Origin of the sequence: Aurantiacibacter gilvus (assembly GCF_038289935.1) — a bacterium.
Lineage (GTDB): Bacteria > Pseudomonadota > Alphaproteobacteria > Sphingomonadales > Sphingomonadaceae > Alteraurantiacibacter > Alteraurantiacibacter gilvus.
Genome location: NZ_JBBYHV010000001.1, coordinates 236,990 through 258,434, shown reverse-complemented (window position 1 = coordinate 258,434; position 21,445 = coordinate 236,990). Strand labels below are relative to the sequence as shown.

The 21,445-nt window shown below is 61.3% G+C and carries 16 protein-coding genes; 5 read left to right on the top strand and 11 right to left on the bottom strand.

The genetic code is table 11. From position 1 onward, the window contains the following. The first annotated feature begins 22 nt into the window (after positions 1–22). From AAEO60_RS01240 to AAEO60_RS01225, 4 genes are read left to right on the top strand one after another with little or no spacing between them, the layout of a single operon-like run. Positions 23–1,588, top strand: a complete 1,566-nt coding sequence (locus AAEO60_RS01240; RefSeq protein WP_341671821.1) for a sulfatase family protein — start codon at positions 23–25, stop codon at positions 1,586–1,588. A 6-nt stretch (positions 1,589–1,594) separates the two neighbouring features. Further along, positions 1,595–2,605 (top strand): formylglycine-generating enzyme family protein, encoded by a 1,011-nt coding sequence (locus AAEO60_RS01235; RefSeq protein WP_341671820.1) that lies wholly within the window; start codon positions 1,595–1,597, stop codon positions 2,603–2,605. A 37-nt stretch (positions 2,606–2,642) separates the two neighbouring features. Next, complete coding sequence (locus AAEO60_RS01230; RefSeq protein ID WP_341671819.1) at positions 2,643–4,613, top strand: glycoside hydrolase family 3 protein; 1,971 nt, start codon at positions 2,643–2,645, stop codon at positions 4,611–4,613. Positions 4,614–4,663: 50 nt separating this feature from the next. Beyond that, positions 4,664–6,007 carry an MFS transporter gene (locus AAEO60_RS01225; protein WP_341671818.1) on the top strand — a complete coding sequence of 448 codons (1,344 nt, stop codon included), beginning with the start codon at positions 4,664–4,666 and terminating at the stop codon, positions 6,005–6,007. 27 nt (positions 6,008–6,034) lie between these two features. Here the strand turns inward: AAEO60_RS01225 and AAEO60_RS01220 are convergent, their stop codons facing one another. From AAEO60_RS01220 to AAEO60_RS01175, 10 genes are all read right to left on the bottom strand, one after another. Further along, complete coding sequence (locus AAEO60_RS01220; protein ID WP_341671817.1) at positions 6,035–7,771, bottom strand: sulfatase family protein; 1,737 nt, start codon at positions 7,769–7,771, stop codon at positions 6,035–6,037. Between the two features lie 54 nt (positions 7,772–7,825). Then, positions 7,826–10,243: a TonB-dependent receptor gene (locus AAEO60_RS01215; RefSeq protein WP_341671816.1), complete on the bottom strand. Its 2,418-nt coding sequence runs from the start codon at positions 10,241–10,243 to the stop codon at positions 7,826–7,828. A 553-nt stretch (positions 10,244–10,796) separates the two neighbouring features. Continuing rightward, entirely contained in the window at positions 10,797–11,621 is an 825-nt protein-coding gene (locus tag AAEO60_RS01210) for a DUF5681 domain-containing protein (RefSeq protein ID WP_341671815.1), read from the bottom strand. After that, the gene (locus AAEO60_RS01205) at positions 11,618–12,949 is read right to left on the bottom strand and encodes a site-specific DNA-methyltransferase (RefSeq protein WP_341671814.1); all 1,332 of its coding nucleotides are present in this window, start codon (positions 12,947–12,949) and stop codon (positions 11,618–11,620) included. The genes AAEO60_RS01210 and AAEO60_RS01205 overlap by 4 nt, the downstream gene beginning before the upstream one ends. Positions 12,950–13,501: 552 nt before the next feature. Further along, a complete protein-coding gene (locus AAEO60_RS01200; protein WP_341671813.1) occupies positions 13,502–14,521 on the bottom strand; it encodes a sensor histidine kinase in 1,020 nt (339 codons plus the stop codon). 253 nt (positions 14,522–14,774) lie between these two features. Next, on the bottom strand, positions 14,775–15,386 hold the full coding sequence (locus AAEO60_RS01195; RefSeq protein ID WP_341671812.1) for a DUF2061 domain-containing protein: 612 nt from the start codon (positions 15,384–15,386) through the stop codon (positions 14,775–14,777). After that, entirely contained in the window at positions 15,383–15,589 is a 207-nt protein-coding gene (locus AAEO60_RS01190; RefSeq protein ID WP_341671811.1) for a hypothetical protein, read from the bottom strand. The genes AAEO60_RS01195 and AAEO60_RS01190 overlap by 4 nt, the downstream gene beginning before the upstream one ends. Continuing rightward, the gene (locus AAEO60_RS01185) at positions 15,586–15,786 is read right to left on the bottom strand and encodes a hypothetical protein (protein ID WP_341671810.1); all 201 of its coding nucleotides are present in this window, start codon (positions 15,784–15,786) and stop codon (positions 15,586–15,588) included. The genes AAEO60_RS01190 and AAEO60_RS01185 overlap by 4 nt, the downstream gene beginning before the upstream one ends. Before the next feature lie 78 nt (positions 15,787–15,864). Continuing rightward, on the bottom strand, positions 15,865–16,113 hold the full coding sequence (locus AAEO60_RS01180; RefSeq protein ID WP_341671809.1) for a cold-shock protein: 249 nt from the start codon (positions 16,111–16,113) through the stop codon (positions 15,865–15,867). Between the two features lie 237 nt (positions 16,114–16,350). Then, entirely contained in the window at positions 16,351–16,767 is a 417-nt protein-coding gene (locus tag AAEO60_RS01175) for a hypothetical protein (protein WP_341671808.1), read from the bottom strand. Between the two features lie 730 nt (positions 16,768–17,497). On the opposite strand from AAEO60_RS01175, the gene AAEO60_RS01170 reads away from it, so the two are divergent. Beyond that, entirely contained in the window at positions 17,498–20,149 is a 2,652-nt protein-coding gene (locus AAEO60_RS01170) for a G8 domain-containing protein (protein WP_341671807.1), read from the top strand. Between the two features lie 42 nt (positions 20,150–20,191). Here the strand turns inward: AAEO60_RS01170 and pobA are convergent, their stop codons facing one another. Beyond that, on the bottom strand, positions 20,192–21,361 hold the full coding sequence (gene pobA, locus AAEO60_RS01165) for a 4-hydroxybenzoate 3-monooxygenase (protein ID WP_341671806.1): 1,170 nt from the start codon (positions 21,359–21,361) through the stop codon (positions 20,192–20,194). Positions 21,362–21,445: the final 84 nt, after the last annotated feature.

Here is a 21,445-nt window from a genome sequence, read left to right as displayed (position 1 = left end):
TTCTTCGCATCCGTATCGCCTTGTGCGCGACCACGTCTGCTTTACGTCGTCAACATTCCGAAGACACGTTGAGCACACTCCATGTGTATTGACTAGAGACAACGTTGTCTATAGCCGATCTGATTACAAGAGGCCATCGCGAGAGCATATGGCCCGGAAATTGGGACAGCGCGAAAGCGCAGCGGATGAAAGTGAAGGCATGTTGCACAACTGGAAGCCTAGCGGATTTCTGCCTGCCTTAGTCGGCCTTGCGCTGGCTCTGCTCCCCATTGGATTCACCGCTTCGGCGCAAGAGGCGCCTGCTGCCCCGCGGCCCAACATAGTCGTCATTTTCGCCGATGACCTTGGCTGGGGTGACCTGTCTTCATTTGGCGCGGAATACATCGAAACGCCGAACATCGATTCTATCGCCAGCGATGGCCTGGTGATGAGCCAGTTCTATGCCGGGTCCAACGTCTGCACCCCCAGCCGCGCAGCATTGCTGACCGGTCGTTACGCTCCGAGATCGGGCATGCAGTTCGTCACGCGACCGAACTCCGATTGGGGCCTTCCGGCAGAAGAGATCACGATCGCGGAGATGCTGCGGGACAACGGCTATGCCACCGGCATGATCGGAAAGTGGCATCTTGGCCACCGCATCGATCACTGGCCGACGCAACAGGGCTTCGAAAGCTTTCTTGGCGTTCCCTACTCCAACGACATGGAGCCTTTCAGTCTTTATCGGGGAACCGACCTGGTCTCGTTCGCCATCGATCAGACCACCCTGGAAGACACCTACGCCACCGAAGCCGAGCGCTTCATCGCAGCCCATGCGGGGGAGCCGTTCTTCCTCTACTATGCCAGCAACTTTCCGCACCGCCCGCTATTCTTCCCGCCCGAGAACAGGGGCCGAAGCGGCCCTGCAGGCGACTACGGGGACACCGTCGAGACGATTGACGATTCGGTAGGCCGGATAATCGCCGCCCTGGATGAACACGGGTTGCGGGATAACACCCTTGTCATCTTCACCAGCGACAACGGTCCGTGGTTCCAGGGCAGCAGCGGTCCGCTCAGGGGCCGCAAGGGGGATACCAACGAAGGCGGGTACCGCGTTCCCTTCCTCCTGCGCTGGCCTGCTGCCGTTGCACCGGGAACGCACAACAACGGGATGAGCATGGCGATCGATCTCCTGCCCAGCTTTGCCCGACTGGCCGGGGCTGAAATTCCGCAGGACCGCATAATCGACGGGCGCGACGTCACGGCAATGTGGACGGAAGGTGCCGAAACGCCGCACGAGGTGCTCTATTTCATCAACAACAACGGTCTGGCCGCAGTTCGCAGCCCCCGCTTCAAATTGCAGCTGAGCGAGTATTATCGCGCATCGCTGATCGATTTCGAGCGCTTCACCGCACCCAAGTTGTTCGACATGCTGGCTGATCCGCAAGAACGCTATGACGTCGCCAATCGCTACGCGGAAGAATACGAGCGGCTGCTTGCACTCGCGCATGAAATGAGCGCGGAGATCGCCCCGATGGCAGTTGATCGTGGCGGTATCTATCCGGAAGACCCCAATCTGCCGCTAGGTCCGCAACTGGAAGCAGACAGGTAAGCAGCCATGAACACCCCGTGCAAAGCCCCGATCATCCTAATCGCCCTCGGCCTGGGCCTGGGCCTTCCGGCCTGTGACCGCCAAGACGATGCTCCGGTCGAAGCTTCTGTTGTTGCGCGGACTTGCGCGCAAATCGAAGACACCCCGGTGCGCCTGGAGGGTGGCTCCTTCGCCATGGGCCAGGACGACATCTACGCCGAAGAAGGGCCTGTCCGGCAAACCACGGTCGACGGGTTCTGGATTGATCCGCACGAAGTCACCAATCGGCAGTTCGCTGCCTTTGTTGAAGCGACAGGCTACGTAACCCAGGCCGAAAAGCCTGTGGATCCGGCTCTGTTCGGCGTGCCTGAAGACCAGATCCCTCCGGAACTTCTCCTGCCCGGTTCGGCGGTTTTCACACCGCCCGAAAGGCCTTCCAACAACTACTCTGACTGGTGGGAATACGTGCCTGGTGCAAACTGGATGCGACCCTACGGCCCAGACGGCACTGAAGCACAACCCGACGAACCCGTTGTCCACCTTGGCTGGGAGGATATGCAGGCTTACGCTGATTGGAAAGGCGGACGCCTGCCGACAGAAGCCGAGTGGGAATACGCCGCTTCTGCCGGACAGCCGGCATCGACGGAACAGCCAGAGGAGGCCAATAGCTGGCAAGGCGTCTTCCCGGCGGTCAACCAGGAAACTGACGGCTTCAGCGGCATCGCACCGGTTGGCTGCTATGCCCCCAATCCGAATGGGCTCTACGACATGGTGGGCAATGTCTGGGAAGTGACATCGGACCTTTTCCGCCCCGGCCACGATCCTGCCGATACCGATAATCCCCGCGGACCGAGTGAGAACCAGGCCTTCGACCCGCTCAATCCGGGATTCACCAGCAGGGTTATGAAGGGCGGCAGCTACCTGTGCGCCCCAAACTATTGCCAGCGCTATCGTCCTGCTGCTCGCCAGGGCCGCGACCCCGGCATGGGCGCCAGCAATGTCGGCTTTCGCCTTGTCTACGACGCAATGCCATCCTGACGCTGCCGCGGCGCTTCAAGAAACCAGGAAACGTGAAATGAAAACACCCAGTCTTGCCGTGTCAATCCTCACCTTGACCGGAGCCTTCACTCTGACCAGCTGCGGCATTGGTTTCGACGAACCGACACAGCCGGAACTTGGGCTTCGCGTGAAGATTGCCATCTCGGTTGATGGCCTGCAGTTTCGCGACGCTGATGGTGACGGCCAGCTGGCCGCATACGAGGACTGGCGCTTACCTGCTGCCGAGCGCGCTGCGGATCTCGCCGGCCGGATGACGACTGCCGAGAAGGTTGGCACTCTCATGCACTCGACAATGCCGGGCCTTGGCGGTCAGCTGGGCCGAGCCGAAAGCTATGACCTTGAGCAACTTGGCGAACTGACGCTCGACCGGCACGTTACCAGCTTCATAACGCGCCTGACACTCGCTCCGGCGGAACTTGCCGAACAGAACAACGCGGCGCAGGAACTTGCAGCTTCCGGTCGTCTTGGCATTCCGCTGACGATCAGCACCGATCCGCGCAACCATTTCAGCTATGTCCTCGGCGCGGCGGAGGCAGGCAGCGGGACGACGCAATGGCCAGAATTGCTCGGCTTTGCCGCCCTGCGTGATCCGGATCTGGTCCGCGAATTCGGTCAGATTGCGCGGCGGGAATATCGGGCACTGGGCATCCACATGGCGCTCTCACCGCAGCTCGACCTCTTGACCGAACCGCGCTGGCCGCGCGGCAGCGGCACTTTCGGCAGCCAGGCGCAGCTCAGCAGCGAACTTGGCGGTGCCTATGTCGAGTCCTTCCAAGGCAGTGCCGATGGCCTGCAGCCTGATGGCGTGATGACGGTGGTCAAGCACTGGGTCGGTTACGGCGCCCAGCCCGAAGGCTTCGAGGCGCACAATTACTACGGCCGCTTTGCCGAGCCGGGTGACCACCTCGACCAGCACATCGCCGCGTTCGAAGGCGCGATTGAAGCCAGAAGTGCCGGCATCATGCCAGCCTACCCCATCCTGCGCGATGCAGAGGTGGACGGCGAAACGCTAGAAGCCGTGGGACCCGGCTTCAACGAGCAATTGCTGGAAGGATTGCTGCGCGGGGAACTGGGCTATCAGGGGATCATCTTGTCCGACTGGGCCATCACCCGCGACTGCAACGAGCGCTGCATGAACCCCACCGATGTGGAGCCGCAACGCCCACAGGACATCGCGACCCCCTGGGGCGTGGAAGACCTGACTGTGCGAGAACGCTACGTCAAAGGGTTGCAGGCGGGAATTGACCAGTTTGGCGGCACCGACGATGTTGAACCCCTGCTCGCCGCAATCGAAGCAGGCGAGATCGATACAGCGCGGCTGGATCAGTCCGTCATCCGCGTCCTGACCGCGAAATTCGAGCTGGGCCTGTTCGAAAATCCCTATGTCGATCCGGCGGCAACCGCTGAAGCCATTGGCCGGGCGGACGATGTTGCGATGGCTGACCGCGTCCAGCGCGAGGCCCAGGTACTGCTGCGCAACGAAGGTGACGCGCTGCCCTTCGCGGCCGGCACGAAGGTGTGGCTGCACGGGATGACTCCGGAGGCTGCGACCGCCGCCGGCCTGCAGGTCGTGGACGATGTCTCGGACGCGGATTTTGCAATCGTGCGCGCCGACACCCCTTCCGAACTGCTTCATCCCAACCATTTCTTCGGCAGCCGCTACAAGGAAGGGCGACTGAACTTTGAGCTCGGCGATCCGGCCTACGATGCTTTGGATGAAGCATCGGCGGCGGATGTACCCACGATCCTGGCGATCTTCCTCGATCGGCCAGCCGTCCTGACCGACGTCCTGCCGATCACCGACGTGATCCTGGCGAATTTCGGCGCCAGCGATGCTGCCGTGCTCGACGTAATCCTTGGGCGTGCGACGGCCCGTGGCCGCTTGCCATTTGAGCTACCGAGGTCAATGGAAGCTGTCAGGGCGCAAGATCCCGCTGCACCAGACGACAGTGCCAATCCGCTCTATCCCTTCGGCGCGGGCATCTAGAAACTCCCGATCGGCAAAGGCCGAAGAGCAACCCCAGGAAGGATGAACGCATGACCGATCGTGCCGAAGGAAGAATCGTGCGCACGGCCTTTATCGCCGTTACGACCTTGTTCTTTGCTTGGGGTTTCATCACCTCGCTGATCGATCCGCTGGTCGCGGCTGTGAAAGGCATATTCACCCTTTCCAACCTGCAAGCCCAGCTCTCGGCCTCGGCCTTCTTCATCGCCTATGGCTTCGTATCCTTCCCGGCGGCTGCGCTGATTTCTCGCCTGCGCGCAGCGCGGGCGATTCTGCTGGCTCTGGCCATGATGATCGCCGGATGCCTGGTGATGCTGGTGGCCGCCAACCTGGCGGAATACATGCTGGTGCTTCTGGGACTGTTCGTCCTCGCCAGCGGGATCACCGTCTTGCAGGTGGCGGCAAATCCGCTCGCGGCAAACCTTGGCTCACCCGAAGGCAGCCATTTCCGGCTTACCCTGTCGCAAACCTTCAACAGCTTCGGCACTTTCATAGGTCCGTTCATTGGCGCCGTGCTGTTTCTGGAGGGCGTAGAAGTGGCGGAAGGCGCTGCGATCACACCCGAAGCGCGCGACGCGGCCCTGGCAGGAATCGACAAGGCCTATTTCTGGATCTGCGGCCTTCTCGCCCTGTTGCTGATCTTCTTCTTTTTCAGCCGCAAGACCGTGAGCAGGGCAGCACCTGCTGCACCCCCGGCACGCGGGACTACGACAATGCTGCGCGATACTCTCTCGTCGCGTTGGGCCCTGTTCGGTGCCTTGGCGATCTTCCTTTACGTAGGTGCCGAAGTCGCAATTGGGACGCAGTTGGCGCTGTTCCTCAATTCGGGTGACATATGGGGGAGTTCAGACGCCGCCTTTTCCGTACCCTTCCTTGGCACCGCCATGGGCAGCGACGGTGTCCCGGGCGTTTCCTTGCAGGAGGCCGGTAAGGCCGTGTCGTTCTATTGGGGCGGTGCAATGGTTGGCAGGGCAGTTGGTTCTGTCCTGCTGGCACGGTTTCGCGCCGCGCCACTGCTCTTCGCCTTTACCGCGATTGCAGCGCTGATGTGCCTTTACGTTGTGCTTGTCGGAGGCGTTGGCGCGGGCTTTGTGGCGCTTGCCATCGGCCTGTTCAACTCCATCATGTTCCCTGTCATCTTTACGCTGACCCTCGAACGCTCAAGCGCCAGCGCGGAAGCGACTTCCGGCCTGCTGTGTACGGCCATCGTCGGTGGGGCTGTCGTGCCACCTCTGGCTGGCACCATCGCGGATGGCGCGGGATTGGCAATGGCATTCCTGGCTCCAGCGGCCTGCTACGTGATGCTGTGCGCCTTCGCCTTTACTGCCGGTCGCACGAACACGGTTCACAAGGTTGAAACCACCAGCCTGCACTAAGGCTGCCGATGCTTTGCTCGGGAGGGCCTACTCGCCAACCACCTGCGTGACAGAACTCTCCGCGAAACCGTAGCGCACGGCCTTCGCCTCAAGTACTTGTCCCGTACCAAGCACGACGGGATCGACGTAAAGCTGCCAGCCGCCGCCATCCACGCGGTAACCAATGGAGGCTCCGGACGTTGGCGATTCCAGTTCAAACAAACCCGATTCCAACCGGGTGACCTCGGGCGGAAGAGTAAGCGGCTGCTCCATTTGCGGCCACATGCGCTGCACCATCGCCAGCTCTCCGTCAGTGGACTGATCCACGAACCTGTCCTGGTAGCGAGCCAGCGCAGCGCGCATCCTTTGCAAGACACGGGCATACCTTTGGTCCTGCGCCAGGTTGGTCATCTCGTGCGGATCAGCCCAAGTGTCGAACAGTTCCTCTTCGGGTCGAGGTGAGTAGAAGTACTGCGCTATGCGCGGCGGCAACTGGCCCGCGTCATTCAGCCGCCACAACTCCTGCATCGATCGCTGCATGTCGCGGAATGCCAGGTGGCGGAAGAACGGCCTGCCCCGTTCGAAATTGCGGATGTATTTCCACCGGTGGTCCCGCACTGCCCGCGCAAAGTCTGGCTGAGAATCATGCCTGTCCATCGCAGCGTAGACATACCCGCGTTCCAGCCCGGCTGCCGGGCCCAGGAATACCCGTCCGGCCATCCAGTCGGGCACCTCCTCGCCGGCGAGTTGCAAGATTGTCGGCGCGACATCGACAAAGCTCACAAGCTGGCCATCGCGGGTTCCAGCCCCCCTGCCATCTGGCCAGCGGACCATCAGCGGAACATGCAGACCGCTGTCGTAAAGCGAACGCTTGGCGCGCGGAATCCCGTCTCCGTGGTCCGTGGTAACGATGACAATGGTATTCTCCGCAAGGCCATCCTGCTCAAGCTCGGCCAGCAGCTGCGCCACGGTTCTTTCATAATAATGGATGTTGTCGAGCATCTGCGCGAGTTCGGCACGTACTAATGGCGTGTCGGGCAGGAAGGGCGGCACCTCCACGTCGTCCGGATCGTGCACCGGCGGACGGCCAGTCAAGGCTTCGCGCAGCTGCGCGCCAAGCCGGGCGGCCATCGGATGGGCATCGGGTTGCAGATCGAGCGGGAAGGTCCAACTCTCATGCGTCTCCATAATGTTGACCATAGCAAAGAAAGGCTGGCCTTCTGCCCTGCCCCGCCAGGGATGAGCGGCGTCGCTATCATCCCAAATCGTGAAAGGCCCACCGTGGAAACTGAAATCGAGCTGGTAGTCGGTCTTGCCATTGTTGGTGGTGTAGTAGCCTGCCCTGCGCAGAAGCTCGGGGTAGGCTTTCACATAAGCAGGCGGGACGGCGGTGTATGGCAGTCGGGCCCCGTCTTCGAGCAAGACGCCCGAAGAAACGCGCATCTGCTGAGCCCCAATCATCTGTTGCGGCACGCCCATGGCAAGGGCCGCCCGACTGGGTGCACACACACCAGCGGTGGTAAAAGCTGCTTCGAAAAGCACCGCTTGACTGGCAAAAGCATCCAGCACCGGCGTCTGCGCAACCGGATCGCCATAGGCCCCGATGTGAGGGCTCATGTCCTCGAAGACGATCAGCAGGAAATTGGGGCGTGCCGGTTCATCGTCTCCCGCAATCGCAGGCGAAGCAGCCAGGGCTGAAAGCAATATCGCTGTTATCGCGAAACGGACGAAAGCCATTTGCTCCTCCTGAAAAAGCCAAGGCGGTGGCGACTGGTTGGTCGCCACCGCCTCAACGAACTGGTGGTCGAATGGGAGCGGCAACCGCCATGTGCGGCGCGATCAGAAGCTGAAGCTTCCCTGCACGCCGAAGTAGCGTTCCTGGTTACGCCACACTTGCGCCAGCGAACGACCGCCAGCCGTCGTGGAGTACGACAGCGAAGCAGGCTGGTTCTGGTCGAAAATGTTTCGCACGAACACGCTGAGCGAATAGCGGCCATCCCGGTCCTCGATCCCGATGGCACCGTTCACGACGGCATAACCATCCTGCAAGGTGCGGGGATCCTGGTTCAGGCTCCACTGCACTTCGGATTGGTAGATCAGGTTCGTCTGCACGTACAGGTCGACTGGCGCGCTATCGCCAAGGGGGATGTACTGCCGCGCGAATGCAGTCAGGCGCAAGTCCGGCGCATTGGGCAAAGGAGCGCCAGCGAGATCCTGCGCTCGGCCAACGCAGCCTTGTGCTTCGGTCTGGCCGGGGAAGCAGGGCCCGCCCGGGAAGCTGTTGATGTGGGCATCCATCAGTGTGGCGCCAAACCTGATTGAAGTCAGGTCAGATGGCTGCAGGCTCGCTTCGATCTCGATACCGCGGGTGGAAATTTCACCAGCATTGGCGAGTTCGAAAGTGATGTCGTTCGGGCGCTGCGCTTGCGCCTGGTAGTTGTCGTACTTGGTGTAGAATGCCGCGGCGTTCACGGAGAACACACCGTCATAGGTCTCCACCTTCAAACCGACTTCGAAGGCATCGACGGTTTCGGCGTCGATCGGTTGGCTGCCCTCGAGTGACGCAAAGGCGACATTGAAGCCCTGCCCCTTGTAGCCACGCGAATAGCGAACGTAGGCGTTGGCCGGACCAAAGTCGTACCGCATACCAATCGTGCCGGTGAGCGCCGTATCGCTGGTGGAGCCTGAGAAGTCCGCAGCTTGGCCAGCGGCGCCCGGAAGCGCCGTATCGCCGGGAACGAGGACATTGGCCGGATCGCGGAGAACATCCCATTCAAGCTCTTCGTGGATCACACGAAGGCCACCGAACAGGTTAAAATTGCCGAAGTAAACGTTCCCGCTGACAAAGGCGGCGAGGTTGGTGGTCTCGGTCGTACTGTTGAACTGGCCACTGCGCGGGTTTGGGCCCGAGAAGACCCAGCGACGCTGGAAATAGCGGTCCAGGTTGAGATGGTAGGCAAAGGCGCCAACCAGGAAATCGAAACCACCGAGATCGGGCGACGCCAGGCGAATTTCCTGGCTGATCTGGTCCAGATCGGTGCGGCCGGAATTCGATTCCCACGCAAACGGAAGCAACGGGGGCTGCCCGACAGACAGCGGCGTACCGTCAACATCAAGCTCGTTCTCGAACTGCCAGTTGCGGTAAGCCGAAATTGACGTCAGCGTCATGTCGTTGCCGAAGACGTACTCGACATTCAACTGGCCACCACCCTGCGTCGAGAGGCTTTCCGGGTTGAGATTGACATTGATGTCCATGTTGCTGAGCGAAGGCTCGAGCGGCGCAACAAGGGTGTTCGCTGCAGGATTATCAAAGCCGCGCAGCACGAATGTCGGCGTGGCTTCGTAATCGCGATAATCACCGATCAGGCTGATGGTCAGGTCCGAGGTTGGTTCGAACTGCAGCTTTCCGCGCAGGCCCCAAGTGTTGTACCCGTTTGCGTCCGAGCCATCGAAAAGGTTGGTGGAGAGACCATCGAAAGACCGGTGGAAAGCGCTCAGGCGCACGCCGACCGTTTCGGAGAGCGGACCGGAAACCGTGCCGCGAATCTGGTACTCGTTCCCTTCGGCGTACATCGCATCGAAATCACCGGTGAAGTAGTCGCTCGGATCAGCTGTGGTGACCGAGACCACACCGGCCGAGGAGTTCTTGCCGAACAGGGTGGACTGCGGCCCGCGCAGGACCTCGACGCGTTCGACATCGATGAAGTCCTGGAAGCTCTGGCCGGAGCGCGCCATCACCACACCATCGAACACCACCGAAACCGAAGGTTCTACCGCCGGAGAGAACACGTTGGTGCCGATGCCGCGAATGCTCAACGAGCTGTTGGATTCATTGTTTCCCTTGGTGAAGGTAATACTGGGCACCGCTTCAGTGATCTGGTCGATGCCGGATACGCCCGTGCTGTTGAGCAGGTCACCCGACACAACCGAAACGGCCACCGGCACTTCCTGCAAAGTCTGTTCGCGAAGCGTGGCGGTCACGACGATGGCGTTGCCGCTTGCTGGGGAGGTTCCCGAAGTCTCTCCGTCTTCCTGTTGGTCCTGCGCCATCGCCGGTGAAGCGAAAGCCAGCACCGCAGACGACGCAGACAACAATAATCCCTTGGTGACGTTCATTTCTCTCTCCCTGCCCCTCCGCGATTGGAATCGCGCTCGGTCTTGCATTTGCTCAGCTTGATAGAGACAACGTTGCCTCAGGTCAATACAACGTTGTCTCAAAATTGTTCTTGGTTGCTCAGCGTTTGGAAGTTCGCTCAATCACGCGTGACCTACGTGTCTATAATAATTGATAATACTGCGATAGATCGGTGCCGTCAGCCTGATCGCAACTCGTCTCCGATCGACGCAGCCAACCCTTGGTCGTGCAAAGATCAGGCCACGAGGCTCTGCCATTCGGCCAAGGCAGCCGAGCGGCGGGCCTTGTATCGGTTTGCGCGCAGACGCCGCATTTGCAAGCTATCAGGCAGGCGACACAGCTCTAAGCTCCGAGCGCCAACGATTTGAAGAATGCGGAAGAGGGCAATGACTCATCGCTGGATCGCACGCGACGACTGTTTTACGTCACCTGCAGCCGGGCCAAATCCGGTTTGGCGCTTGTCGGATACTCAACCGATCCCGCCGCGATGAAAGCGCATGTGATCCAGTCTGGCCTTTTCCTTGAGGAGGAGGTTTTTCTCAGCTTTCCAAAATAGGCTGGCAACGGTTCGAGCATGAGCGCTCGCGAAGTCATTGCGCGAGTTTGTTTTATGGCGGCTATCAGGCCCATCAATCAGGCCTACGAATGACCAAGATGAGGGCGCAAATCGGACCATCAATCTCCGATATACTCGCTTCGCATTTCGCGGTCCTTACACAGCTCCTCGAGGGCACTTCCTTCGCGCGAGGCACCCTCACGATATGAGCGGTTCTCCAGCTTGGCCTTGTATCTTTTGGGCACCGCATCATTGATGATGTCGAACATGCGCTGTTCCCAGTGCCAGTGGTCAAGGTAGAAGGCCTTCATCTTCTCGCTGCGCGAGCGCCGGTATTTTTCGGCGAAGTAGGATACCTCTTCCTGTGCTTCGGCGCGACGCTGGAGGACTTCCTCCAGTCGGAGCTTCTGCTCCCGCGTCTGGGGCCCCTCAATGCGAACGCCGCCATTCGAAGGGTTTAAGATTATGTCGTGGGGGTGCGGGATGGGCTCTGGAACGGGCCGGCCCAGCCGCTCGCATCGCTCGATTTCCTCGGTCCACTTGTGCTTGTACTCCACCATGTTCCCGAACAATTCGAACCGGTCCTGCGCTTCACGCTTTTCCAAATTGGTGACCAAGTCGGCCATCGCCTTCTGAGCAAACCGGTTACCCTTCATGGCCGAGACACCCATGGCACGGAATATCGCCTGGATGGCTGGCAGTTCGATGTAATTCTCACCCTCGCGCACCGTGACAGTGCGATAGGCTTCCTGCTTGAGATATTCCTCGGCCGCGCGCATCCCGTGGCCGGTGTCGACCTTCGGCTGGTTCCGAGAGCCCTTGGGCCGGCCCCGCGGGTTGCCAGACTGACCTTTGCGGAAGCGATGCTCGGCGGGAGGCCGCTTGTAACCGACGCGGTATTGCTGCGGCAGGTTGTTGGAAGCCTCCTTGTCTGCGTTGCTCATTGAACCGCCTCCGCCTCGTGGAGGGCGCACCGTTCGTCAGCGACATCCTCGAAGCAAGTATCAAAGCCTGCCAGAATAGCCCGCTTGCCGGTGTAGTCCTGCCAGCGCCGGATGATCGTATCGCAATACAGTGGATCGTATTCGATCAGCCGCGCAGCCCGCCCGGTCTTCTCCGCCGCGATCAGCGTGGAACCCGAGCCGCCGAACCCGTCGAGCACGATCTCGCCGCGACGCGAACAATCACGGATCGCATCGGCAATCAGTGCCACAGGCTTGACGGTGGGGTGCATAGCCAGCTCATCAGCGCGGCTCGCACCGATCGAGCTGATCCCGGCGTAGTCCCAGACGTTCGTTCGATAGCGGCCGGTGTCGCCAAGCCCGAACGTATTGGTGTGCGGCGCAGTCCCCTGCTTGAAGACGAAGACCAGCTCGTGCTTGGAGCGATAGAAGGCACCCATGCCGCCGTTGGTCTTGTTCCAGACGACGAGATTCTTGAGTTCGGTGAACACCTCGCTGCCTGCAGCAAGTAGTTCGCCCATATGCCGCCAGTCCATGCAAACGAAGGCAATCGCGCCGCTTCGCATCACACGCGAAATGTTGCCAAGGGTCTCGACCAGGAAGCGCGTGAACTGGCTTTCCGACATCTCGCCCGAGGCGAAGGCGAACTCGCGGTGCTTGACCGATCCGAGCCCGCAGACATTGCCGTCGATGGCGACATTGTACGGCGGATCGGTGAACACGAGATCTGCAGCCTCACCATCCATGAGCCGGTCCATCCCATCGGCATCGCGCGTGTCGCCGCACAGCAAACGGTGACGACCCAGTTGCCACAGGTCTCCCGACTTGCTGACCGGCGCTCCTTGTACTTCCGGCACGGCGTCTTCCGGACCAGCAGGACCTTCGGTGCTCGCATCACGAGCTTCGTCGAGAGCGAAGTCGACTTCTGCCAGGCTGAAGCCTGTATCCTCGATCTCGAAGTCGAGGTCGACTAGCGCCTGTAGCTCGATCGCCAGGGTCTCGCGATCCCAGCCGGCATTGAGTGCGAGCTTGTTATCGGCGAGCACATAAGCACGCCGCTCGGTTGCGGTGAGGTGCGACAAGGCGAGGGTCGGCACGGTCCTTCGACCCATCAGCTTCGCTGCCTCGACGCGGCCGTGTCCGGCGATGATCTCGCCATCATCGGACACGAGCACCGGGTTGGTGAACCCGAAGCGCTCAATCGAGCGGGCGATCTGTTTTACTTGTTTCCTGGAGTGGGTCCGCGCGTTGCGCGCATATGGTCGAAGCGCATCGATATCGCGTTCGACCACCTGGCAGGTGGTAGTCATCTGTCTTTCCTTTCCGTCAGCTGTCACAGCGATGGAGCGTGCAGGCTTTCACACAACAGCCTGGAAATCAAGATCAGAAGGTGAGCAAACGGGGGATAAGTCCGGCGTCGGGTGCTCCGGTCAACTGAGGAAGTCATGCCGGTGTGATCGCTGATCCGGCCGTTTGCATTCGCTGTTACCGGCGCTGAGCTTCCCTGCTGGGCCGAATTGAATTCCCTGTTCCGCGCGCAGGGAATTCTGGTCAGGAAATAGCGGAATCCTGCGGGTTTGCAGCGCCTTGATGAGGTGGCTTTCAGCCGAAAAATGCCAGATTCCCTGTATCTTCCCTGTAAAGCAGGGAAATCAGGGTAGAGACGCATCCGCTCCGGACTGCGTCGCGCACCATCTCTTTCAGCAGGACATTGCGAAGCATGCAGCCGAAAGTGCTTTTGGCTGAGTGGGTGCGCTTGCGTCGGGATAGGGATGCCCCGCGACGGTCAGCCGGCGGCTTTGTGGCCTGCCGTCTGGCATGCAGGGCGCCATCGGCGCCGCCAGGAACCTGTCGTTCGTTCGCTAAAGTGCTGCCACAGTCGGCATCGCTTCGACGCCCGGATTGTCGGAGTCTTCGTGCTGGATTGAAATGCGCGTTCCCGGTTCTGCATCGGCCATGATGACCTTGGCCTGCAACTGCCGCGCCAGTGCTTCAACGATATTGGTTCCCAGCCCCGCGACGGCTGCGGGCTTGCCAAGGCGGGGCATGCCGACGCCATCGTCCTCGACTGCCAACGTCCAGTCGCGGCCCTTGTTCGTGTAGCGAACCAGTATTCTCCCGCCCTGATCGACGGGATAGGCGTGCTTGAGCGCGTTGATCACCAGTTCGGTGACGATCAACCCCAGGCTCACGGAAGCAGCCGAGCTTACGCGCCCATCCATGACATCGACGTCGATTGTCAGGATCTCGGGGTCCGCGATCATCGAAATGCCGATGCTCTCGCAAAGCTGTTCCAGGTAAGGGCGCAGTTTGACATCGGCTGATCCCGACTGCGAAAGCTGTTTCTGGATCGTGGCAATCGACAGAACGCGGTTCTGCGCCATCTGGAGGTGGCTCCGGGTCTCGTCATTGCTCACCCGGCGGGCCGACTGCATCAACACCGAAGCGATGATCTGAAGGCTATTGGCCACGCGATGCTGGAGTTCCTGCATCAACAGCACGTTGTTGGCGACAAGGCTCTCCATCTCCCTTCTCAACAACCCGGCTTCGGTCATATCGACAACCGTCAGGAGCAGGCGAAGGTCTCGCGCACCTTGATATTCGAGCCTGTGTGCAGAGAGCTTGAGAGAACGTTCCGTGCGGCCATCCGCAGCGCGAAGCAGCATTTCATAGTCGTCGATATCGGCACCGCCCGAAGTCGTCGCGCGCAAGAGCGATCGCAAGCGTGTCACGTCCCATTCGCCATCGCCCATCGTAAGGATGGACTTGCCCGTCAGCTTTGCGCAGTCCAGCCCGAAGGCGCGGCAAAACGACAGGCTGGCGGCGATGACGGTGAGGTCTTCATCCAGCATGATCAGAGGCGTATCGGAGTTCACGACCATTGCCTCGGCAAGACTGGTTACCGGGTCGGAAGCTGATATGGGTGGCGGGGCCATAAGTGCCCACTTTCATTTGAAGACCGGCACAGCGCAGATAGCGGGTAATTCCGGATTGTCTCGGCGTGGCCGAGTTGTCGCCCGCGGCTTGGTCGCTAGCGACCAGGAAAACACCTATAGCACGGCTTGGTGCGCAGCGCCCCATGAAATCTTGCCAGTCACTATCCGGCCGCCCGGTCAGCAACCGCATTTGGCGAGGTCAGCCCGTCGCTTTCGCTTGCGGGCCCCGCTCTGCAAGCCCGAACGGCAGGCGGGCCCAGATCCGCTCGTGGAAGAAATACAGCACCAGCTTGGTGAAAATCTCCAGACCGCCAATCGAAACGGCTGTCGCCGCGCTCCCGGTGAAGAACCACGCGAGAGCGAAGGTGTCGAGCGAAGCGATGAATCGCCATAGCCCGGTCTTGATGGTCGTCCGTCGCATCGTCTCGCGATGCCGTTCCTTGCGATAGACGATGCCCCAGCCGCTGAGCGACCAGGCCCGTTCGTGCAGGAAATAGAGGGTGAACTTGGTCACGACCTCGGTGATCGCAATGTACCCCGCTGTCTCCAGCGCATCGGTCGTGGCCACCGGTGCTCCGAAGATCGGTCCGAGATAGGTTATCAGGAGAAAGGACAGGATCAGCGTGTCGAGCGTTCCAATCGCGCGCCATGAAACGGCCTTGGCAACGGAGCGCCAGGGCTTGATGGCAGGCCTTTGGGGCGGGTCGAGCCGGGGCGTTTCCGGGCCGAAGAAAGGCTTTTCCGGAAGTTCTCTCATGGACGGCGGCTGGGAGCCGCGCTTGTCCGCATGCTTCGCACGCGGTTCGCTCATTCTGCCGATTGGCGGCGCTGCTCTGCCAATGCGTCGTCCAAGTTGGTGTAGCGATACTGCCCGACCCGGTACTCGTTTGCTGTGACCGCGATGATCCCTGCCGGCAGATCATCCGCGGGTTTCGGCTTGAGGGCACCGCCTTCGCTTTCCCAGGCACCGGTTCCCGGCTGATCGGGCGCAATTGGTCCGGGCGCGTCGGTCATGTCTTCGATCCTGCTGGCTTCTGCGGACGTTCGTCGCGCGGCCAGCCCAGGTTCGAGAGGCCGTTCGCCTCGCGCCAGTCGGCAATCCGCATGGCCTTCTCCCCGACCTGATCGTCCACGCCCTTGCGCAGTTCGACCGGACCGGACCCGTCGGCCTGCATGGCCGCCAGCTGGTGATCGTAGAGGAACTTGTTCATCGGCATGAGTGCGAGCCCGGAAAATTGGAGAAGAGGCCGAGAGCCGGGAGCAATAAGCCCCCGGCCCGGTCGTCGAGATCAGCCCTGCTGCTTGCTGGACTGTTCCTGCTGGCTGTCACCCTGCTGGTGCTGCAGGTTCACGGCAGACTTGTTGCCGCCGTCGGCCTGCTTGGTTTCGAAACCGTAGCGCTGGTCGACCTTGGGTTCCTGGGCCTGCTGTTGCAGGTCAGTCTTGCCAAAGGGCAGGGCATCGCCGCCCTTTTCCGGGGTAATCATCCCCGAACCCTTGTTGCTGTCGTAGCTCTTGATCTTGCCATATTGTGTCATGTTTCATTCCTTCGAACGAGTTGTGCAGCGCGCCAGAATAGACCCGGCTGCGACTAAGAGGCGGAACTGAAGGAAAGGGCTTCCGAAGGTGGAAGCAGTGCCCGTCGATTGCGACTGGTAGCTGAGTTTTAGATGGCGACGAGGCCTGCGCTTTACAATCCCGCCGGGGCGTTGCGAGAGCCTTATGCGACGGACCGAAATGCAGGAATCGTGATGACCCCGGCCGCAACGGGTCGCCTAGTTGTTCGGTGCGTCGCGGAGATAGGAAGGGTCTGCGGAGGGTCCTGCCCTGACCGCCTCGTAGTCTTCCTCGGCCCGGCTCATTTCGTTGTTGCCATCGGCAACAAGCCGCTCGGCCGCGCCCTTGTCCTGCTGCGCAGTGCGAAGCCGGTCTTCGGCCGCGGCAAGCGCCTCGCGGGCATCGGCTATCTGCGATTGCGCGCGCTCAATGCTGCGGTTGCTACTTGCGATGGCCCGCTCACCTTCGGCCACGTCCGCCCGGCCGGATGACCATGCATCGCCATATTGATCAATCTGGTTTCCCTGTTGCGAAATTCGCTCGCCGGTATTCATCGGCGCGTTTCCGGTCCCGGCGCAGGCGGCAAGCGCGAGGATTGACGTTGCGGCGATTGCCGCGAGTGGAAGGTTCTTCATGGTGATTTCCTTTGTGTTTGTTGCCGGGCGTCGGTGTCGACACCGATCGCGGCACTCAGTGGGAAAACCACCAGAATATCGCTCCGAGGAAGAGGACGGGAAACATGCCGGCAAGATAGCTGGGGCCCTCTGAGCGCCGGGCGTTCACTGTGGCACGCCCTGACGAAATGTATTGCCGAGATGCTGCATGAATTTTCCTTCTCAAGGATCCGCGCGCCGGGATTGGCTGCGGAGCAACTAAGAGGCGAAACTGAAGGAAGGTGGCGCTCCACATGTGAGCGCCCTGGACCGTCTATTGCGACTGGTAGCTGGACTGTAGATGGCGACTGCCGGGGTAGCTTGCAACCTTGCCGGCTGAATGGGTGACCAGACAGCATCAACGGCTGCTTCCGACCGAGTTGCAGACATTTGGCAATCCCCATTGTGCCCCGAACAGCGGCCATCTGCAGTTGGCATGCCGGCGCAAGACTGAGATCTCTCGAAGTGGACTGGAGGGGGCCTCTGGCTCGGCGCGACCAAGCCAAAGTGCTTCTGACCGGTTGCTGCCTGTCCGCCTTCGGCTCCGCTAGCCAGCGCAGGAGGCATCAAGCGAGCACGCTGTTGCCGCCCGAAACTCGGACAGGCCAAGGACCGCCCGATAGCCTATGCCCTTGGCAAACCGGCCTTCTCGCTGCACACTCCCGTCCAACAAGAACTGCAGGACAGGGAACCTGCTGGGGAGGGAATAGCCATGCGCTTGCGGTCTCGCTTGCTCAAATCCGGCCTGCTGTTGCCAATTGCCGCCCTGCTGGGCGTGGCTTCGGGCGCAAACGCCCAGTCGCTGTGGTCCGATCCGGCCACATGGCCGAGCGGACAGGTGCCTGCTGCGGGCGATGCGGTGGAGATCCCCCGCGACATGGACGTGGTGCTGGACGTCGATGCACCGGGGCTTCGCAGCCTGACGATCCGGGGCAGCCTGACATTTTCCGATGGACGGGACATCAGCCTGGAATCCGAGTGGATCTACGTCCCGGGCGGTTCGCTGACCATCGGTACGGCAGACAATCCGCACACCAGCAATGCGACGATCACGCTGACGGATAATGTCAGCGGCGAAGACATCAACACCATGGGTGACCGCGGCATCATGTTGATGGGCGGGACAGTCAACCTGCATGGTACCCGCGACAATACCTGGTCGAAACTGGCCGCCACCGCAGAACGCGGCGCAACCAGCGTGCAGCTGCTCGATGCCTCGGGCTGGGCGGTCGGGGACGAAATCGTCCTTGCTTCCACCGACTTCAATCCGCGCCAGGCAGAACGCTGCACGATTACCGCAGTCAGCGGCAACACGGTCTCCTTCGCCGAGCCGCTCGAATACATGCACTTTGGCGAGATCACCTTCGGCGTGGACGAACGCGGGGAAGTTGCCAACCTGTCGCGCAACATCGTGATCCAGGCGTCGGAAGATGCGGAGGAGAGCTATTTCGGCGGCCATCTCATGGCGATGGCCGGCTCCGAAATGTATATCGACAGTGTCGAGTTCTCGCGCATGGGCCAGCACCTGACGCTGGCGCGCTACCCGGTGCACTTCCACATCCTGGGCGAAGGCGCAGGGCAATATGTCCGCAACGCTTCGATCCATGACACGTTCAATCGCTGCGTTACGGTGCACGGCACCAACAACCTGCGCATCGAAAACAACGTGACCTACAACACCGTGGGCCACTGCTTCTTCATGGAAGACGGCATCGAGACGGGCAACGCGTTCATCGGGAACCTGGCCATCCAGACCAAGTGTCATCCGACACTGGACTGCGTGCCCACCAACCTCGCCGCCAACGGTGAGCGAGACGCCGCCTATGCTGATCCTGCAGCCTACAGGGAAATGAGCTTCCACGGCGGCGACACCCTGCTGCCTTCGGACAATACGGTGGCAAGCTTCTGGATCACCAACCCGGACAACAGCTACATCGACAATGTAGCGGCAGGTTCCGACCAGGTCGGTTTCTGGCTGTCGATACCCCAACACCCGAATGGCGCCTTCGCCGGCACGGAAATTTCCGCCAACACCTGGCCGCGACGCACGCCGCTGCGCGCATTCCGGGGCAACACGGCGCACTCCAACTTCGACGGGTTCCTGATTGATCGGCACATCGACCAGGACAACACCTTCGGCCTGGCCTCCATTCCCTTGCTCCCGCTGACAGATCCCACCGATCTGGAGAGCGACGTGATGGAGACGCACTTCGAGAACCTGACCGCCTACAAGAACCGCAATGGCGGCCTTTGGGGCCGAGGGGACCTTTACGTCTACAACAACCTGACCCTCGCCGATAACGCCATCGGCATGACGCAGGCCGCCGGCGATATCGGCAGCCTGCCGTTCAGTTCCCGTCTGGTGAACGGGCTGGTCGTGGGCGAGACCGACAATATCGGCAATCCCACCACGCCCGACGAAGTGGCCTACGGCCGCAGCCTGCCGAAGCCTTCTATCCCGGACTTCCCCATCCGCGGATACGAATATTACGACTACCGCGACGACGTGGTGGACACGACCTTCGTAAATTTCGTGGACAACGACCAGAGAAGGACAGGAGCGCTTTCCTTCCTGCTGTTCACCAGCGCGGGACTCAGCACCGGAAGCACCATCCGCGGTGCGGAATTCGTCAACGCCAAGCCGGTCTATTTCCCGGAATACGATACCAGGTTCGACAATGATAACCGTGGCGGCAACGCATATCGGACCCTGTCGTTTCGCGACCTGGACGGTTCAGTGACCGGCATCCCCGATTCCCAGGTATTGCTCCACGATGGCGAAAACGACAGCGTCGCCACCGACGACACCTGCCAGATCCGTCCGACCTGGAACGCCGCAGTCTGCACCGGCGATATCGGCCGCCTGAACCTCTCGGACAGCAGGGGAGAGCTTCCCGCCGCAGTCGATCTGGAGAGCCGCACCGCCCGGTTCGCCTTGCTCGCCTCGCTCAGCCCCAATGCGCCGGACACCCCCCTCGTCCAGGCCCAGCGTGCCGCCCTGTTCTCCCGCCGTCCACCGCAGGCCCCCATCACGCTTGTTCGCAATGGCAGGGAATTTTCCGTTGCCGGCGACCAGAGCACGGTGCGAGCCGGGACCGAGATCGAGGTCAGGACCGAACGGCCGGAGGTCACTCTCAGCCTTGCCGAAATGGACGAAGGGTCGTGGGTGATGTTCGCACTGCCGGGCTTCACCAGCGCAGCCTCGGGCGCTGAACAGGGCACTATCGAGGCCTTGCGGGCAGCGACCGAGACGTCATTCTTCAGAGGCCAGGACGCCCTCTGGGTCAAGCTGGTGGCCGCTGCTCCGATCATGCCCGTCATTCGCCCGACGGACTTGCAGGCCAGTATAACGGTCAGCCGCTAGGCGTCGGAGCCAGGCTGAACAGTCTGATCCGCCCCTGGCCGATCAGACTGGCAAGCCGACGTAATTCTCGGCGATCGTCGTCTGCGCCGCGCGGCTGTTGGCGATGTAGTCCAGCTCGGCCACCTGCATGGCGCGCTCGAACGGGCCGTCTTCGGGGAAGCGGTGCATCAGCTTGGTCAGCGTCCAGCTGAATCGCTCGCTCTTCCACACGCGCGCCAGGGCCGTGTCCGAATAGGCGGCGACGGCATCGTTGTCGTTGGCCTTGAAGTATCCGGTCAGTGCGGCGGCGGCATAGTGCACGTCGCTGGCGGCAAGGTTCAGGCCCTTGGCGCCGGTCGGCGGCACGATATGCGCCGAATCCCCGCACAGCAGCAGGCTGCCATGGCGCATGGGCGCAAAGACATAGCTGCGCAGCGGGGCAATGCTCTTTTCCAGCGCCGGACCGCGCGTGATGTTGGCGGCGGCGTCAGGACCAAGCCGGATCGCCAGCTCGTCCCACAGCCGGTCATCGCTCCATTCCTCGACCTTGTCGGTCAGCGGCACGTCCACATAATAGCGGCTGCGCGTCTCGCTGCGCATGGATGCCAGGGCAAAACCGCGTTCGTGGTTGGCGTAGATCAGTTCGTGGTTGCACGGCGGCACGTCGGCCAGAATGCCAAGCCATCCAAAGGGATAGACGCGCTCGTATTCCTTGCCGACCGTAGCCGGCACCGCCTTGCGGCTGGGGCCATGGAAACCATCGCACCCGGCAATGAAGCGGCAGTCGATGCGGTGCTCGCTGCCGTCCTTGGTGTAGGTGACATGAGGCGCCTCGCCTTCGACTTCGTGCAGGGTGACGTCCTCGGTCCCGTAAATCACTTCCAGCCCGCGCTCGTCGCAGGCATCCATCAGGTCGCGCGTAATCTCGGTTTGGCCATAGACCATCACCCGGCTGCCCACGAGATCGGCCATGTCGATGCGGATCAGGCGTTCGCCATCAGCGAGGTTGAAGCCGTCATGCCAGAGGCCCTCGGCCTTCATGCGCGCGTCGAGACCAAGCCGTTCCATCAGGTCGACCGTGATGGTCTCCAGTACGCCTGCACGGATGCGGCTGAGAACATAGTCGGGCGTCCGGCGCTCCAGCACGACGCAGTCGATGCCCTCCGCGCGCAACAGGTGGCCGAGCAGCAATCCGGCCGGACCCGCACCAATGATACAAACCTGGGTTTTCATGATCTTACCTCTCCAATTCGGCAGGCGTTTCGCTGCGCATTCTCACACTGCCAATCAGAGCGCAGGATTACCGCGAATTGAAGA

Coding starts and splice junctions, on each gene's coding strand:
- AAEO60_RS01205 (WP_341671814.1), bottom strand. CDS start 12,949: ATGACTACCACCTGCCAGGTGGTCGAACGCGATATCGATGCGCTTCGA.
- AAEO60_RS01230 (WP_341671819.1), top strand. CDS start 2,643: ATGAAAACACCCAGTCTTGCCGTGTCAATCCTCACCTTGACCGGAGCC.
- AAEO60_RS01225 (WP_341671818.1), top strand. CDS start 4,664: ATGACCGATCGTGCCGAAGGAAGAATCGTGCGCACGGCCTTTATCGCC.
- AAEO60_RS01200 (WP_341671813.1), bottom strand. CDS start 14,521: ATGGTCGTGAACTCCGATACGCCTCTGATCATGCTGGATGAAGACCTC.
- AAEO60_RS01235 (WP_341671820.1), top strand. CDS start 1,595: ATGAACACCCCGTGCAAAGCCCCGATCATCCTAATCGCCCTCGGCCTG.
- AAEO60_RS01210 (WP_341671815.1), bottom strand. CDS start 11,621: ATGAGCAACGCAGACAAGGAGGCTTCCAACAACCTGCCGCAGCAATAC.
- AAEO60_RS01180 (WP_341671809.1), bottom strand. CDS start 16,113: ATGACACAATATGGCAAGATCAAGAGCTACGACAGCAACAAGGGTTCG.
- pobA (WP_341671806.1), bottom strand. CDS start 21,361: ATGAAAACCCAGGTTTGTATCATTGGTGCGGGTCCGGCCGGATTGCTG.
- AAEO60_RS01185 (WP_341671810.1), bottom strand. CDS start 15,786: ATGAACAAGTTCCTCTACGATCACCAGCTGGCGGCCATGCAGGCCGAC.
- AAEO60_RS01170 (WP_341671807.1), top strand. CDS start 17,498: ATGCGCTTGCGGTCTCGCTTGCTCAAATCCGGCCTGCTGTTGCCAATT.
- AAEO60_RS01190 (WP_341671811.1), bottom strand. CDS start 15,589: ATGACCGACGCGCCCGGACCAATTGCGCCCGATCAGCCGGGAACCGGT.
- AAEO60_RS01195 (WP_341671812.1), bottom strand. CDS start 15,386: ATGAGCGAACCGCGTGCGAAGCATGCGGACAAGCGCGGCTCCCAGCCG.
- AAEO60_RS01175 (WP_341671808.1), bottom strand. CDS start 16,767: ATGAAGAACCTTCCACTCGCGGCAATCGCCGCAACGTCAATCCTCGCG.